Source organism: Amycolatopsis palatopharyngis (assembly GCF_003385185.1).
Classification (GTDB): domain Bacteria; phylum Actinomycetota; class Actinomycetes; order Mycobacteriales; family Pseudonocardiaceae; genus Amycolatopsis; species Amycolatopsis palatopharyngis.
Genome location: NZ_PQHZ01000040.1, coordinates 14,334 through 27,509, shown reverse-complemented (window position 1 = coordinate 27,509; position 13,176 = coordinate 14,334). Strand labels below are relative to the sequence as shown.

Below are 13,176 nucleotides of genomic sequence, written 5' to 3'. Positions count from 1 at the left end.
GCACAGCTGGTGCGAGTCCTCGTCCTCGGCGGTGATGGCTACCTCGGGTGGCCAACCGCCCTGCACCTGTCCGACTGCGGTCACGAGACCGCCGTGCTCGACAACTTCGCCCGCAGACGGTACGACGAGGAACTCGGTGTGCAGAGTCTCGTCGCCATCGAGGATCTCGATGTCCGAGCAGCCGCCTGGAAAGAGGTTTCCGGTAAGGAGATCCCGGTTTACACCGGCGATCTGCTCGACGCTGAGTTCGTTTACGACGTGCTGCGGGAGTTCAAACCGGACGCGGTGGTGCATTTCGCCGAACAGCGAGCCGCGCCGTATTCGATGATCGATCGCGAACACGCCGTCTACACCCAGCACAACAACGTGGTCGGCACTCTCAATCTGCTGTTCGCGATCGCCGAAACGAACCCCGATATCCATCTGGTCAAATTGGGCACGATGGGCGAATACGGAACGCCCAACATCGACATCGAGGAAGGCTGGCTCGAGGTCGAACACAACGGTCGCAAGGACCGGGTGCTGTACCCGAAGCGGCCGGGGTCGTTCTATCACCTGAGCAAGGTGCACGACTCGCACAACATGGAGTTCGCGTGCCGCGTGTGGGGACTACGTGCGACCGACCTGAACCAGGGTGTCGTCTACGGCCAGCGCACCAAGCAGACAGCACTGGACCCGCGGCTGGCGACCCGATTCGACTACGACGCGGTTTTCGGCACGGTGCTGAATCGCTTCGTGATCCAGGCCGTGCTCGGCCTGCCGCTGACCGTGTACGGAACCGGCGGACAGACCAGGGGCCTGATCGACATCAGGGACACCGTCGAATGCATCAGGCTCGCGGTGGAGCACCCTGCCGAGGCGGGTGAGTTCCGCGTGTTCAACCAGATGACCGAGAGCATGTCGGTGAAGCAAATCGCCGAACTGGTCGCGAAACACTTCCCCGGGCCGGTGCAGATCGAGCATCTGGAGAACCCGCGCGTCGAGAAGCCGGAGCACTACTACAACGTCAAGCACACCGGACTCATCGAGCTGGGTCTGCAGCCGCATCTGCTCTCCGACACGCTGATCGAGTCGATGTTCCCCGCGGTGGAGGACAACAAGCACCGCGTCGAGCCCGACAAGATGCTGCCCAGGGTCAACTGGACCCGAGCGAAGAACTAGGGCACGCCTGACGCAGCCAGGGTGACCCTGGCTGCGTCAGGTGGACATCGGGTCGAGCCAGCGCACGAGCCCCGCCTCGGCGAAGCGCGCAAAGCCCTGGTAAGCCGACACCACGACGAGCCCGTGTTCGGCCGCCAGCGCGGCAAGGTGAGCGTCCGGCACCAGTGCGCTGGTGAGCGTGAACTCGTCGACGAATTCACCAAAGCGCTGCTGGTGAACATCTGTGGGTGCGGGGATCCAGGCTGCAGGCTGGTCGAGCCATTCGGTCACCCGGTCCCATGCCTGCCTGACCGGTACCGGAGGGTCGAACACCTTGGCGTTGGACGTGATCCGGACGAATCCGAGGATGGTGTGCCAAGGCAAGGCGACCGTTGATGCTTTGATGCCTCCGAGTCGCCGTCAGCGGGGCTTGAGCAGGTAGTCGACCACCGGACGGAGTTCCTCGGCTGTCGGCGGCTCGTCGTCGATGAGGCCCTGGATCAGCAGGCCGTCGATACCCGCCAGGAACACTCGGAACGCCACCTCGTCGTCGTGGCGCACCATCGACGTGAGCACGTCGAGCCAGCGTCGTGCCGCGGGCCGCAACTCGGGGCGGCGGGAGGCGAGCAGGTACAGCTCGTACTCGGCCATCGTGCGGCCGCGCTGTGGCCCCAGCGCCTCGGCCAGCAGGTTCGCCACCTCGGCGGCGCCACCGCTGCCCCGCGAGCGGGCGCGGTCGATCATCCAGTAGACCTCGGTCGCCATATCCCGTGCACAGCTGATCAACGTGGCCATCAGCAGGTCGTCCAGGCTCGCGAAGTGGTAAGTGGTCGACGTCGTCGGCACGCCTGCCTCGGCCGCGACGGTCCGGTGCGTCACCCCGGCGACCCCGTCCCGCTCGATCACCCGGAGCGCGGCGGCGATGATCTCCGCCCTGCGCTTCTCACCTCGCGCCTTGCGTCCGTCGGGCTGCGGTTGCACGGCACCTCCCATAAGATCTTTGCCCAGAGTAGCTGAACGATCGTCCCGGAAGTTATCGAGGCCTGCACCACATCAGAGGGACTTAGGCCCCGCTCATCCGTTACTCATCAGTAAGAAGAGATACGCTCCCGGACACCACCGCGAAGCCCCGAACGAAAGGCCCCTCCCCATGGGCGCTGTACAGATCACGCTCGGCGGGATCGCACTCGCGATCAGCGTCGTCGCGTGGAGCATGTTCGTGCTCACGATCATGCGCATGGTCAAGACGATCCGCCTCGGGCAGCCGGACTCGACCCGTAACGGTCCGTTCGTCCCCAGGATGAAGACGCTGATCAAGGAGTTCGCGGCGCACACGCGGATGAACAAGCTGCGCCACGTCGGCCCATGGCACTGGCTGGTGATGTGGGGCTTCCTGATCGGCTCGCTGGCGCTGTTCGAGGCTTACGGCGAGGTCTTCGTTCCGACCTGGGGCTGGCCGATCCTGGACGACATCGCCGTCTGGCATCTGCTGATGGAGCTGCTGGGCATCGGTACGGTCGTCGGCGGTATCGCGCTCGCGGTCATCCGCCAGCTGAACAACCCGCGCCGTCCCGACCGTCAGTCGCGCTTCGCGGGCTCGAACTTCGCCTGGGCGTACTTCGTCGAGGCTGTGGTGATCATCGAGGGTCTCGGCATCCTCGGTGTGCGCGCCGGCAAGGCCGCGATGGGCGTGCACGAGGTGCCCACGTGGGCCGCGTTCCTCACCAACCCCGTCGGTGACCTACTGCCCGCCAGCGGCGCCTTCGTCTCGATCATGGCCTTCATCAAGCTGATGAGCGCGATGGTCTGGGTCATCGTGGTGTCGAAGAACATGACCATGGGCATCGCCTGGCACCGGTTCAGCGCGTTCTTCAACATCTACTTCAAGCGTGAGGACGACGGCAGCGTCGCGCTCGGCAGGCTCAAGCCGATGATGAGCGACGGCAAGCCACTCGACTTCGAGGAGGCGGACCCGGAGAAGGACGTCTTCGGCGCGGGCCAGGTCGAGGACTTCAGCTGGAAGGGCTGGCTCGACTTCTCCACCTGTACCGAATGCGGCCGCTGCCAGTCGCAGTGCCCCGCGTGGAACACCGGCAAGCCGCTTTCACCGAAGCTGCTGATCACGCAGTTGCGCGACCACGCCTACGCGAAGGCGCCGTACCTGCTGGCCGGCGGCAAGAAGGACATGACCGGCGAGGAGATCGGCCTCAAGGGCGACACCGACGAGGAGCGCCACGCCGGGATCGACGTGCTCGCGCTGGCCGAGGCCGAGCGTCCGCTGATCGGCGGCCCGGACGAGCTGGGCGTCATCGACCCCGAGGTCCTGTGGTCCTGCACCAACTGTGGTGCCTGCGTCGAGCAGTGCCCGGTGGACATCGAGCATGTCGACCACATCGTCGACATGCGCCGCTACCAGGTGATGATCGAGTCGAACTTCCCGACCGAGCTGAACGGGATGTTCAAGAACCTGGAGAACAAGGGCAACCCCTGGGGCCAGAACGCCAAGGACCGTCTGCAGTGGACGGAGGATCTCGACTTCGAGGTCCCGGTGTTCGACGGCGAGTTCGGGGACACCGAGTACCTGTTCTGGGTCGGTTGTGCCGGTGCGTTCGAGGACCGTGCGAAGAAGACCACCCGAGCGGTCGCCGAGCTGCTGCACATGGCCGACGTCAAGTACACGGTGCTCGGCCCGGAGGAGACCTGCACCGGTGACCCGGCACGGCGCGCGGGCAACGAGTTCGTGTTCCAGATGCTGGCGCAGCAGAACGTCGAGGTGCTGAACTCGGTGTTCGAGGACACTGAGCCGCTCAAGCGCAAGGTAGTGGTGACCTGCGCGCACTGCTTCAACACGCTCGCCAACGAGTACCCGGAGCTCGGCGGACAGTACGAGGTCGTGCACCACACCCAGTTGCTGAACCGCCTGGTGCGGGAGAAGCGGCTGGTCCCGGTGGCCCCGATCGCCGACGACGTCACCTACCACGACCCCTGCTTCCTCGGCAGGCACAACAAGGTCTACGACGCTCCGCGTGAGCTGGTCGGAGCCTCCGGCGCACAGTTCCGCGAGATGCCTCGCCACGGCGACCGGTCCATGTGCTGTGGCGCGGGCGGCGCGCGGATGTGGATGGAAGAGAAGATCGGCAAGCGGATCAACGTCGACCGCGTGGACGAGGCCCTCGGCACCGCCCCGTCGAAGATCGCGACCGGTTGCCCGTTCTGTCGCGTGATGCTCACCGATGGCGTCACCGCACGGCAGAACGACGGCCTCGCCAGTGAGAACGTCGAGGTCGTGGACGTGGCGCAGTTGCTGCTGTCCTCGGTCAAGCGCACACCGGCCAAGGCGGTTCCCGTCGGCGCCCCGGAGATCGGCGGCGAGGCCGAGGCCGACGGCAAGGCGGACGTGCCCACCGACGAGGCACCGTCCGGCACACCGCAGGCGGAGGAAGACAAGCAGTAGCGGCACAACCGCACGCCTTCAGAAGGCACCAAGGAGGGCACTTTCACCGGGGCACTTTCCCGGGAAAGTGCCCTCCTTGCGTTTGCACCCATCGCACTTTCCCGGGAAAGTGCGACGCCCCGGGCGAATAAGGCCAGCTCCCAGCGTTGCCGTCTCGCACTTTCCCGGGAAAGTGCGTCAGCAGCGGCCCAGCATGCTGGTCAGCGCCTTCTGCTCCATGTCGCTGATCGTGAGTTCCCACTTGTGCTTCACGGTGACCCACATGCTGGCGTAGGTGCACCAGTAGGACACAGACGGCGGCTTCCACTGGTCCGGCGACTTGTCGCCCTTCTCCTGGTTGACGTTGTCGGTCACGGCGATTAGCTGCGGGCCGTCGAGGTCGTTGGCGAAGTCGCCGCGCCGGTCGTCGGTCCACCCGGACGCGCCGCTGCGCCACGCGGCGGCCAGCGGGACGACGTGGTCGATGTCCAGGTCGGCGGGGTCGGTCCAGGTCGCGCCGTCGTACGCGCTGTACCAGTTGCCAGTGGTGGGGGCGCAGTTCTTGCCCGCCTGCACGTCGGTGCCGTCACGCTCCAGCACGACCTCACGGGTGTTGCAGTTGTCGCCCTGACTGCTCCAGTGCGGGAACTTCTCCCGGTCGTATCCAGCCATGGACCCGTCGGGCGCCACTGCCAACTCGGCGAGCCGGCGCTTCGCCGTGTCGCTGTCCGGGATGCCGGGCGGTTCGCCGCTGCCCGCGGGAGGCGCGGCGGACTCCGAAGACTCGGATGAGCCGGACGACTCGGCGGTCCCGAGGAACTCGTCGCCCTGCCAGACCAGCGTCGCCACCACGGCCGCCACCAGAACCAGCGTGGACACCCACGTCTTCTGCTTCTTCACCCACACACCCTTCGTTGATCTTGGAGGTCGGAAATTACCCGGAGGCACCGACAGTGCTGGCAGGCGGGCACAGGCGAGCGAGTCGTCAACTTCGGGTTGACGGATACCAAGTCGTCAACCTAGGGTTGACGTATGGCGAATCCGATTCCGATGACCAGCCCGATCCGTCTCGACGAACTCATCGACTCCATCAAGACGGTCCACTCCGACGCGCTCGAACAGCTCACCGACGCCGTACTCGTCGCCGATCACATCGGTGAGGTGGCAGACCACCTGATCGGACACTTCGTCGACCAAGCACGACGATCGGGTGCCTCCTGGACAGAGATCGGCAAGAGCATGGGCGTCACCAAACAGGCCGCGCAAAAACGGTTCGTGCCCAAGACGTCCGGCGAACCGAACGACCTGGATCCCAGCCAGGGCTTCAGCAGGTTCACCGAACAGGCCAGGAACGTGGTCGTGGCAGCGCAGAACGAGGCACAACAGGTCGGCAACGTGACGATCCAGCCCGAACATCTGATCCTGGGCCTGACGCACGATCAGGACGCCCTCGCCGTCAAGTCGATCCTCGCGCAGGGCGTGGCGCTTGAAACCCTTCGGCAGGCCGTGACCGACAGGCTGCCCGCCGCCGCCGACGAGGTTCCGGAACTCGTGCCGTACACCTCCCAGGCGAAGAAGGCGCTGGAGCTCACCTTTCGGGAGGCTTTGCGGCTTGGCCACAACTACATCGGCACCGAGCACATCCTGCTCGCCCTACTGGAGTTGGAGGGCGGGACCGGCACTCTCAACGATCTCGGGATCGACAAGGCGAACATCGAGGCCGCGATCATCAAGGCCCTCGACGAGGACGCCGACTGATCAGCTCACGACCATGGTTAACAGCTACGCTAGCTTTACTTCTGGCATCGCCGGAAGTAAAGACACCGGTCAACCGACTGGTGAATCGACCTCGACTCTGAGGTTTGGAGGTGCGCAGACGGTGGCGGCCGCAACCCAACGACCGTTCGACCCACTAGTCGATCTCGCGGGTATTTGGACGACGACGTTCGCCGAGCGCTATCTTCCGATCGATGGTGCACCGCCGGTCAAGTACGAGTGCGTAGACGGAAAGCTGGTAATGAGCCCGTACGAGGCCAGCCCCACTGGCTACGGCATGCTGCGCCTCGCGATGCTCATCGACGCCCCCGTGCGGGCGTCCGGATGCCGGGTCTACCCCTCGGTCAACTTGATGTTCGGCGCACAACGCTGGATCCAGCCGGACATCACGGTGCTCAACCGCGCCCAGACCGGTGTTTGGGTCCCTTCGGGCGATGCCCTGCTGGTCGGTGAGTTCGTCTCCCCGTCCAGCCGGAACAGGGATCGGATCGACAAGCCCGCCATGTGCGCCGAGGCTGGCATCCCGTACTACCTGCTCGCACAGGCAGACCTGCAGCAGGAGTTCGCCAGCCTGCGACTCTCCCGGCTGACCGACGGCGAGTACGTGACCGTCGCGGAAGCAGCCGCGGGCGAACTGTTCGAGGTCACCGAGCCGTTCGAGGTGTCCTTCGACCCGGTCGAACTACTCGACCTCTGACCGCACTTTCGCGGAGAAGTGTCGCCACGCGGCGGGGGTGAGGACCAGCGCGCCACCGGCGGGGAGCTTGGAATCGCGCACTGCGACCTGCGGGGCGAGGAAGGCCACCTCGACGCAGTTGCCGCCGTTGCCCTGACCGGACCGACTACTCCTACGCCACTTTGCTTCGCTCAGCAGCATGGCTCCCCGTTCTGGCTACGTCGACTCCGAAAGCACCTGGCCGACAAGCTCAACCGACTCCGCAGGCGACAAAGCCGTAGCGCCAAGATGCTCGAACAAGAGGATACCCTCTTGGACCTGGTCAGCCTTCTCAATGTGTACTGAGCCCGTCGGGTACTCAACGTAGAACGAGTCCGGCTCTCCAGGGTCGGGAAAGCTGAGTATGGTGAAGGCTCCGTTCATCGCGGCATGGGAACCCAGGCCCAACGGAATCACCTGCAGCAGCACTGTCGGAAGTTCGGACGCCATGATCAGGTGCTCGAGTTGCTCTCGCATGACCTCGACGCCGCCGACCTGGCGCCGCAGAACAGCCTCGTCGACTATCGCGTGCAGGTGCAGCGGCTGCGCTTCACTGGTCAACCGTTGCTGACGGTACAGCCTCACGGCGACCGCGTTGTCCAGTTCATCCTTACGAGGCGGGCGGTGTGCTGACATGAATTGCGGCCGCATGTAGGACTCGGTCTGGAGCAGTCCCGGAACGTTGATCAGCTGGAATTCGCGTGTCCTGCTCGCTTCGGTCTCGACGTCGACGTATCCCAGATCCTTCAGGCCGTACTGGCGCCACCAGCCCTTCTTTGCCGCGTCTCTGGCCAGATCGAGCAGGCCGGGGTCGTACTGGTCGTAGAGGTCCATCATGGAACGGACCAGGTGCACGTCGGCCCTGGTCTCGCCGTTCTCGATCCGGTGCAGGCTGCTGCGCGCCTTGTCGAGCCGGGGCGCCGCCTCCTCCAGCGTCAAACCGGCCGACTCGCGAAGTTGCCGCAGCCGCCGCCCCAGCCGGCGTTTGCGAAACGATGGGCTGCTCCGCCCCGCCACGGTGATGTCCTCCCCACGCACAGTGATCAGCTCATGATCGCACCGGGACGGCGAAATGCGGGATTCCCGGTTTTCGGCGCGGCGGACTCCGGCTTCCCGGCCGGACACTCCAGGTGGTCCACAGTGGAACCAGGAATCGGAGGTCCGGCATGCGTTGCAGGCCACGACTGTTCACCCTCGTCAATCCGGAGAACGACCAGGATGTCTTCGCCGTCGGAATCGACATGGGGGACGAGGCGATCACTTACCGCCCGCGCGACCAGTTCGGGGTACACGAGTCCGCGAAGGCGGCGCTGCGGTTGTACTCGGTGATCACCGAAGTCCGGCTGGAGTGGGACGACGGCTGGGACGACCAGCTCACGTCGTCGCTGCCGCCCGGGGCCGGCGACTGTGCCGCGTCCGATTCCGGGCTGTAAGTGCCAACTCGGCCACCAGAACTGCCAACTCGGCCACCGGAACTGCAAAGTCGGGCCCTGGAACTGCAAAGTCGGGTTAGAGCTGGCGGAGGGCTAGGAGGGTGGCGCCGGTGGCGGAGAGGGTCAGGGCCAGGGTGCGGAGTTTCGCCTGGTTGAGGTGGCGGTTCAGGAGGAGGCTGGCGCCGTAGCCGAGCAGGAGGAAGGGGAGGAGCTGGGCGGCTGACACCACCGTGGTGGGGGTGATGGTTCCGGAGACGGTCAGGGCGGCTACCGACATGACGCAGCCTGCCAGGAAGAAGGCGCTCATCGTCGCGCGTCGGCTGGCCGCTGCCGAGTCCTGCCAGACGAGGGCCATCGGTGGGCCGCCGATCGCGGTTGCCGTGCCCATGGCGCCCGAGGCCATCCCGGCGACGATCACCGCGTTTCTGGTGGGCCTCGGTACCCAGCCGAACGCGCTGATCGCCGTGCCGGTCAGCACCACGCCCGCCAGCACCAGCGCGAGGATCCTGGCGGGCAGGTACGCGACCATCGCGGCGCCCGCGACCGTCCCCGGCACCCGGCCGAGCAGCGCCCACTTCGCTCCCGAAAGATCCAGCTCCGCCCGTTCGCGGACCGCGACGATCAACGTCAGCGCGGTCGCGAGCAGCAACAGCGGCCCCGGAATCAGGGTCGGGTCGAGCAGGGCGAGGATCGGCCCGCCGGGCATGCCGAGGCCGAAGCCGAGCGCGCCCTGCAGGCACGCCCCCAGCAGCACGGCGAACGCCGCGATCGCGAAGGCCGTGACGCTCATCGGGCGATGCCGGCCGTCACCACCTCGAGGGGCAGGTGGCAGGCGGCCGCATGCGACGGCTGGCCCGCGCCCGCCTCGTCCACCGGGACGACCTGCGCGCACACGTCCTCGGCCCGCCAGCAGCGGGTGCGGAACCGGCAGCCCGAAGGCGGATCGACCGGCGAGGGCACCTCGCCGGAGAGCACGATCCGCTCCCGGCTGCCTGCCAGTGCCGGAGCCAGCGTGGGAGCGGCGGAGAGCAGGGCCGCGGTGTAGGGGTGCCGGGGCGTCCCGAACACCTCCTCCGTCGGACCCGTCTCGACGACCCTGCCGAGGTACATCACCGACACGCGGTCGGCGACGTGCCGGACGACCGAGAGGTCGTGCGAGATGAACACGTACGCCACGCCCAACTCGGCCTGCAGGTCGGTCAACAGGTTCAGCACCTGTGCCTGCACCGAGAGGTCCAGCGCCGACACCGGCTCGTCGCAGATGATCACGTCGGGGTCGAGCGCCAGCGCCCGCGCGATCCCGATCCGCTGGCGCTGTCCGCCGGAGAACTCCTGCGGGTAGCGCTGCGCGTCGCCAGGTCGCAGTCCGACCATGTCCAGCAGTTCCCGCACTCGCTGCTCGCGCCGCTTGGGCGGTACCAGATCGCGGTGCGTACGCCACGGCTCGCCGATCAGGTCCGCCGCGTTGAGCCGTGGGTTGAGTGAGGCGAACGGGTCCTGGAACACCATCTGCACCCGGCGGCGCCAGGCGAGCAGCTCCTTGCCCCGCAAGGAAAAGGGATCCACACCGTCGAACCGGACGGTGCCGGAGTCGGGCCGTTCGAGCATCAGCAGAACTCGGGCGAGTGTCGACTTGCCGCAGCCCGACTCCCCGACAAGGCCCAGTGTTTCCCCGCGATCGAGCCGCAGGTTCACGCCGTCGAGCGCCTGCAGCCGGGTGCTGCCCGACGCGCTCCTCGGCACGCGGAAACTCTTGCTCAGGTCGCTGACCTCGAGCAGCGGCGCATGCGAAGGCTCAGGCATCGGCGAGCTCCTTCCAGAAATGACAGGCCGACGCCCGTCCTACGCCCGTCTCCGCGAGCGGTGGCGGGTCGGTGGCGCACAGGTCGCGCGCCATCGGACAACGGGTACGGAACGCACAGCCGGAGGGGATCGCCGCCAGCTGCGGTGGGCTGCCCTCGATGGAACGCAGCCGCGTCCCCCGCTCGGCGTCGGCTGGCACCGAGTCGAGCAGCCCGCGCGTGTACGGATGCCGGGGGTTGCCGAAGACCTCGGCGACCGGCCCGGTTTCCACAATGGACCCCGCGTACATGACGGCCACCTGGTCAGCCTGCTCAGCGACCACGGCGAGGTCGTGGGTGATGAGCACGAGCGCCATCCGCGTCTCGGTACGCAGGTCGGCGAGCAGCTCCATGATCTGCGCCTGCACGGTGACGTCGAGCGCGGTGGTGGGCTCGTCTGCCAGCAGCACCGAGGGACGCAGTGCCACGGCCATCGCGATCAGCAGCCGCTGCCGCATACCACCGGAGAACTGGTGCGGGTAGGCGTTCGCCCGCGAGCGCGGCTCCGGGATGCCGACCCGTTCCATCAGCTCGATCGCCCGCTCCTTCGCCTCGCGACGGGAGAGCTTCTCGTGAATCCGGAATGGTTCCGCCAGCTGCGAGCCGACGGTGAACACCGGATTCAGCGCCGTCAGGGCGTCCTGGAACACCACTGCGAGTTCCGGTCCGGCGACCTTCCGGCGCTGGGCCTTGCTCATCCGCAGGACGTCCTCGCCGTCGAGGAACACCTGCCCGTCGACCACCTCGGCGATCGGGTCGAGCAGCCCGGCGATCGCCTGCGCGGTCATACTCTTGCCGCAGCCCGACTCGCCGAGCAGGGCAAGGGTTTCGCCGGAGCGTACGGAGAAGCTCACGTCGCGGACGACGTGCACCGGTCCGTCCGGGGTGCGAATGTCGACCGAAAGCCCGTGCACGTCCATCGCGGGCCTGCCCTCTTGATTGGCCAATGTGGACACAGCCGTGGCACTGTCACCGATACTCATGCGGTCCCCTTTCCGGCCAGATCACGACGCTTGCGCTTCGGGACGGTCAGCCGCCACCGCTGGCCCGGGTCGGTCGCGATCCTCGCCCACGCCGCGATGATCGTCGCCGACACGGTGGTGATGACGATCGCCAGCCCGGGGAACACGGCGATCCACCACGCGGTCTGCAACTCCTGCCTGCCTTGGGCCACCATCAGCCCCCACGAGACGTCCGGCGGCTGGATACCGATGCCGAGGAAGCTCAGCGAGGACTCCGTCAGCATCACGAAACAGAAGTCCACCGCGGCCACGGTGAGCAACGTGGGCAGCACGATCGGCGCGACGTGCCTGCGGATCGTGGACCAGTTGCCGGTGCCGAAGGTCCTTGCCGCGTCGACGAAGAGCCTGCTCTGCAGTTCGGCCGACTCCGCCCGCGCGGTCCGCAGGTAGATCGGGATCCGCGCGATCGCCAGCACCGCGATGATGTTGGCGACGCTGGGGGTGAACACGTAGAGCACCACCACCGCGAGCAGCAGCGAGGGGAAGCTGAGGATCACGTCGGCGATCCGCATCGACACGTTCTCCCGCCAGCCGCGATGGAACCCGGCCCACATGCCCCAGATCGAGCCGACCACAAGGGAGGCGAGTACCGCGGGAACCGCGACCGACATCGTCGTGCTGGCCGCGACGATCAGCCGCGCGAGAACACTGCGGCCGAGCGAATCGCTGCCCAGCAGGAACGCCCAGCCCTCGCCGATGCTCAGCGGGGGCAGGTTGACCGCCCGCAGGTTCTGCTCCGTCGCGAGGTCGCCGAACAGCGTCGGCCCGACGGCGGCGCAGAGCGCGACGAACATCAGCACTCCGGTGGCCACACTGGCGAACCGGTCCTTGCCCAACAGGGACAGCATCCTGCTTCCCATGACCTGCCCTGCCTTCCCGTTCGTGCCGGTCATGCCAGTGCCCCCTGTCGGACCCGTGCGTCGAGCAGCGCATAACAGACGTCGATGAGGATGTTCAGCGCGAAAATCGTCAACGCGGTCAGCAGCACCGCGGCCTGCAGAACGGCGAAGTCGCGCTGCAGGATGGAGTCGATCATCAGCTTGCCGATACCTGGCCAGCCGAAGATCGTCTCCACCACGACCGCGCCATTGATCAGCCCGACCGTGAGGTCACCGGCGACGGTGAGCACGGGAGCGCCCGCGTTGCGCAGCGCATGCCCGAAGATCACTCGCTGCTCGCTGGCTCCCTTGCTGCGGGCGACCTTGATGTAGGGCGCGGACAGCGCGGACACCATGGCGCCGCGCACCACCTGGACGAGCACACCGAACGGCCGGATCAGCAGTGTCGCGATGGGCAGGACCCAGGCCGCGGCACCGACCGTGCCGGAGGTCGGCAGCCAGCCGAGGGTGACCGAGAAGATCAGCACACCCATGATGGCGAACCAGAAGTCCGGCATGCTCGCCGCCGTGGACGACAGGAAGCTCGCGACCCGGTCGGCCAGTGAGTTCGGCCGGTAGGCGGCCAGGCTGCCGACGATCACCGCACCGATGATCGCCAGCAGCATGGTCACGCCCGCGAGTTGCAGCGTGGCCGGGAAGGCCCGCAGCACGGCCTCGGCGGCCGGTTGCGCCGTCCGCAGCGACTCGCCGAAGTCGAGCCGCACTATCTGCGCGAGATAGTCACCGAACTGCACGATCAGCGGCTGGTCGAAGCCGTTGCGGGCGGCGAAGTCCGCCCTCATCTCCGGCGTGGCGCTGAGCGGGAGGTAGAGGTTGGCCGGATCCCCGGTGAGGCGGGCCAGGAAGAACACGCCGAGGATCACGACGAGCAGCGGAATGGCGCTGGAAACGATGCGGCGCCGCAGAAAGGTGACCAT

The 13,176-nt window shown here is 66.9% G+C and carries 15 protein-coding genes; 5 read left to right on the top strand and 10 right to left on the bottom strand.

Annotation, left to right across the window (positions count from 1 at the left end; genetic code table 11):
* The first annotated feature begins 9 nt into the window (after positions 1-9).
* Positions 10-1,161 (top strand): NAD-dependent epimerase/dehydratase family protein, encoded by a 1,152-nt coding sequence (locus D0C15_RS25065; protein ID WP_116050187.1) that lies wholly within the window; start codon positions 10-12, stop codon positions 1,159-1,161.
* 36 nt (positions 1,162-1,197) lie between these two features.
* Here the strand turns inward: D0C15_RS25065 and D0C15_RS25060 are convergent, their stop codons facing one another.
* Together D0C15_RS25060 and D0C15_RS25055 are read right to left on the bottom strand one after the other, a co-directional pair.
* Positions 1,198-1,524 carry a PIN domain-containing protein gene (locus tag D0C15_RS25060; RefSeq protein WP_116050088.1) on the bottom strand — a complete coding sequence of 109 codons (327 nt, stop codon included), beginning with the start codon at positions 1,522-1,524 and terminating at the stop codon, positions 1,198-1,200.
* Between the two features lie 36 nt (positions 1,525-1,560).
* Positions 1,561-2,133, bottom strand: a complete 573-nt coding sequence (locus tag D0C15_RS25055) for a TetR/AcrR family transcriptional regulator (RefSeq protein ID WP_425455422.1) — start codon at positions 2,131-2,133, stop codon at positions 1,561-1,563.
* Positions 2,134-2,290: 157 nt separating this feature from the next.
* Here D0C15_RS25055 and D0C15_RS25050 point away from each other — a divergent pair, with 157 nt between their 5' ends.
* Positions 2,291-4,594: a (Fe-S)-binding protein gene (locus tag D0C15_RS25050; RefSeq protein WP_116050086.1), complete on the top strand. Its 2,304-nt coding sequence runs from the start codon at positions 2,291-2,293 to the stop codon at positions 4,592-4,594.
* A 177-nt stretch (positions 4,595-4,771) separates the two neighbouring features.
* On the opposite strand, the gene D0C15_RS25045 is transcribed toward D0C15_RS25050, so the two are convergent.
* Complete coding sequence (locus tag D0C15_RS25045) at positions 4,772-5,473, bottom strand: HNH endonuclease family protein (protein WP_245976211.1); 702 nt, start codon at positions 5,471-5,473, stop codon at positions 4,772-4,774.
* Between the two features lie 132 nt (positions 5,474-5,605).
* On the opposite strand from D0C15_RS25045, the gene D0C15_RS25040 reads away from it, so the two are divergent.
* Together D0C15_RS25040 and D0C15_RS25035 are read left to right on the top strand one after the other, a co-directional pair.
* Positions 5,606-6,331, top strand: coding sequence for a Clp protease N-terminal domain-containing protein (locus tag D0C15_RS25040; RefSeq protein WP_116050083.1), 726 nt, complete (start codon positions 5,606-5,608; stop codon positions 6,329-6,331).
* Between the two features lie 121 nt (positions 6,332-6,452).
* Positions 6,453-7,046 (top strand): Uma2 family endonuclease, encoded by a 594-nt coding sequence (locus tag D0C15_RS25035; protein WP_245976210.1) that lies wholly within the window; start codon positions 6,453-6,455, stop codon positions 7,044-7,046.
* Here D0C15_RS25035 and D0C15_RS25030 read toward each other — a convergent pair.
* Positions 7,032-7,226, bottom strand: coding sequence for a DUF397 domain-containing protein (locus D0C15_RS25030; protein WP_116050077.1), 195 nt, complete (start codon positions 7,224-7,226; stop codon positions 7,032-7,034). The two genes, D0C15_RS25035 and D0C15_RS25030, sit on opposite strands and share 15 nt — an antisense overlap.
* Before the next feature lie 15 nt (positions 7,227-7,241).
* Positions 7,242-8,102 carry a helix-turn-helix domain-containing protein gene (locus D0C15_RS25025; protein ID WP_116050179.1) on the bottom strand — a complete coding sequence of 287 codons (861 nt, stop codon included), beginning with the start codon at positions 8,100-8,102 and terminating at the stop codon, positions 7,242-7,244.
* Between the two features lie 128 nt (positions 8,103-8,230).
* Between D0C15_RS25025 and D0C15_RS25020 the strand changes: the two genes are divergently transcribed.
* Positions 8,231-8,497 (top strand): hypothetical protein, encoded by a 267-nt coding sequence (locus D0C15_RS25020; RefSeq protein ID WP_116050075.1) that lies wholly within the window; start codon positions 8,231-8,233, stop codon positions 8,495-8,497.
* A gap of 76 nt (positions 8,498-8,573) precedes the next feature.
* Here the strand turns inward: D0C15_RS25020 and D0C15_RS25015 are convergent, their stop codons facing one another.
* From D0C15_RS25015 to D0C15_RS24995, 5 genes are read right to left on the bottom strand one after another with little or no spacing between them, the layout of a single operon-like run.
* Positions 8,574-9,287 carry a sulfite exporter TauE/SafE family protein gene (locus tag D0C15_RS25015; RefSeq protein ID WP_116050073.1) on the bottom strand — a complete coding sequence of 238 codons (714 nt, stop codon included), beginning with the start codon at positions 9,285-9,287 and terminating at the stop codon, positions 8,574-8,576.
* Positions 9,284-10,300 (bottom strand): ABC transporter ATP-binding protein, encoded by a 1,017-nt coding sequence (locus D0C15_RS25010; RefSeq protein WP_116050070.1) that lies wholly within the window; start codon positions 10,298-10,300, stop codon positions 9,284-9,286. Before D0C15_RS25010 ends, D0C15_RS25015 begins: the two co-directional genes overlap by 4 nt.
* Positions 10,293-11,321: an ABC transporter ATP-binding protein gene (locus tag D0C15_RS25005; protein WP_116050067.1), complete on the bottom strand. Its 1,029-nt coding sequence runs from the start codon at positions 11,319-11,321 to the stop codon at positions 10,293-10,295. Before D0C15_RS25005 ends, D0C15_RS25010 begins: the two co-directional genes overlap by 8 nt.
* Positions 11,318-12,253 carry an ABC transporter permease gene (locus D0C15_RS25000; protein WP_116050065.1) on the bottom strand — a complete coding sequence of 312 codons (936 nt, stop codon included), beginning with the start codon at positions 12,251-12,253 and terminating at the stop codon, positions 11,318-11,320. The genes D0C15_RS25005 and D0C15_RS25000 overlap by 4 nt, the downstream gene beginning before the upstream one ends.
* The gene (locus D0C15_RS24995; protein WP_116050063.1) at positions 12,250-13,176 is read right to left on the bottom strand and encodes an ABC transporter permease; all 927 of its coding nucleotides are present in this window, start codon (positions 13,174-13,176) and stop codon (positions 12,250-12,252) included. The genes D0C15_RS25000 and D0C15_RS24995 overlap by 4 nt, the downstream gene beginning before the upstream one ends.

Excerpts from the sequence above, each read along its gene's own strand:
- D0C15_RS25055 (WP_425455422.1), bottom strand. The coding sequence starts at position 2,133 with ATGGGAGGTGCCGTGCAACCGCAGCCCGACGGACGCAAGGCGCGAGGT.
- D0C15_RS25050 (WP_116050086.1), top strand. The coding sequence starts at position 2,291 with ATGGGCGCTGTACAGATCACGCTCGGCGGGATCGCACTCGCGATCAGC.
- D0C15_RS25040 (WP_116050083.1), top strand. The coding sequence starts at position 5,606 with ATGGCGAATCCGATTCCGATGACCAGCCCGATCCGTCTCGACGAACTC.
- D0C15_RS25030 (WP_116050077.1), bottom strand. The coding sequence starts at position 7,226 with ATGCTGCTGAGCGAAGCAAAGTGGCGTAGGAGTAGTCGGTCCGGTCAG.
- D0C15_RS25020 (WP_116050075.1), top strand. The coding sequence starts at position 8,231 with ATGCGTTGCAGGCCACGACTGTTCACCCTCGTCAATCCGGAGAACGAC.
- D0C15_RS25015 (WP_116050073.1), bottom strand. The coding sequence starts at position 9,287 with ATGAGCGTCACGGCCTTCGCGATCGCGGCGTTCGCCGTGCTGCTGGGG.
- D0C15_RS25010 (WP_116050070.1), bottom strand. The coding sequence starts at position 10,300 with ATGCCTGAGCCTTCGCATGCGCCGCTGCTCGAGGTCAGCGACCTGAGC.
- D0C15_RS25005 (WP_116050067.1), bottom strand. The coding sequence starts at position 11,321 with ATGAGTATCGGTGACAGTGCCACGGCTGTGTCCACATTGGCCAATCAA.
- D0C15_RS25000 (WP_116050065.1), bottom strand. The coding sequence starts at position 12,253 with ATGACCGGCACGAACGGGAAGGCAGGGCAGGTCATGGGAAGCAGGATG.
- D0C15_RS24995 (WP_116050063.1), bottom strand. The coding sequence starts at position 13,176 with ATGGTCACCTTTCTGCGGCGCCGCATCGTTTCCAGCGCCATTCCGCTG.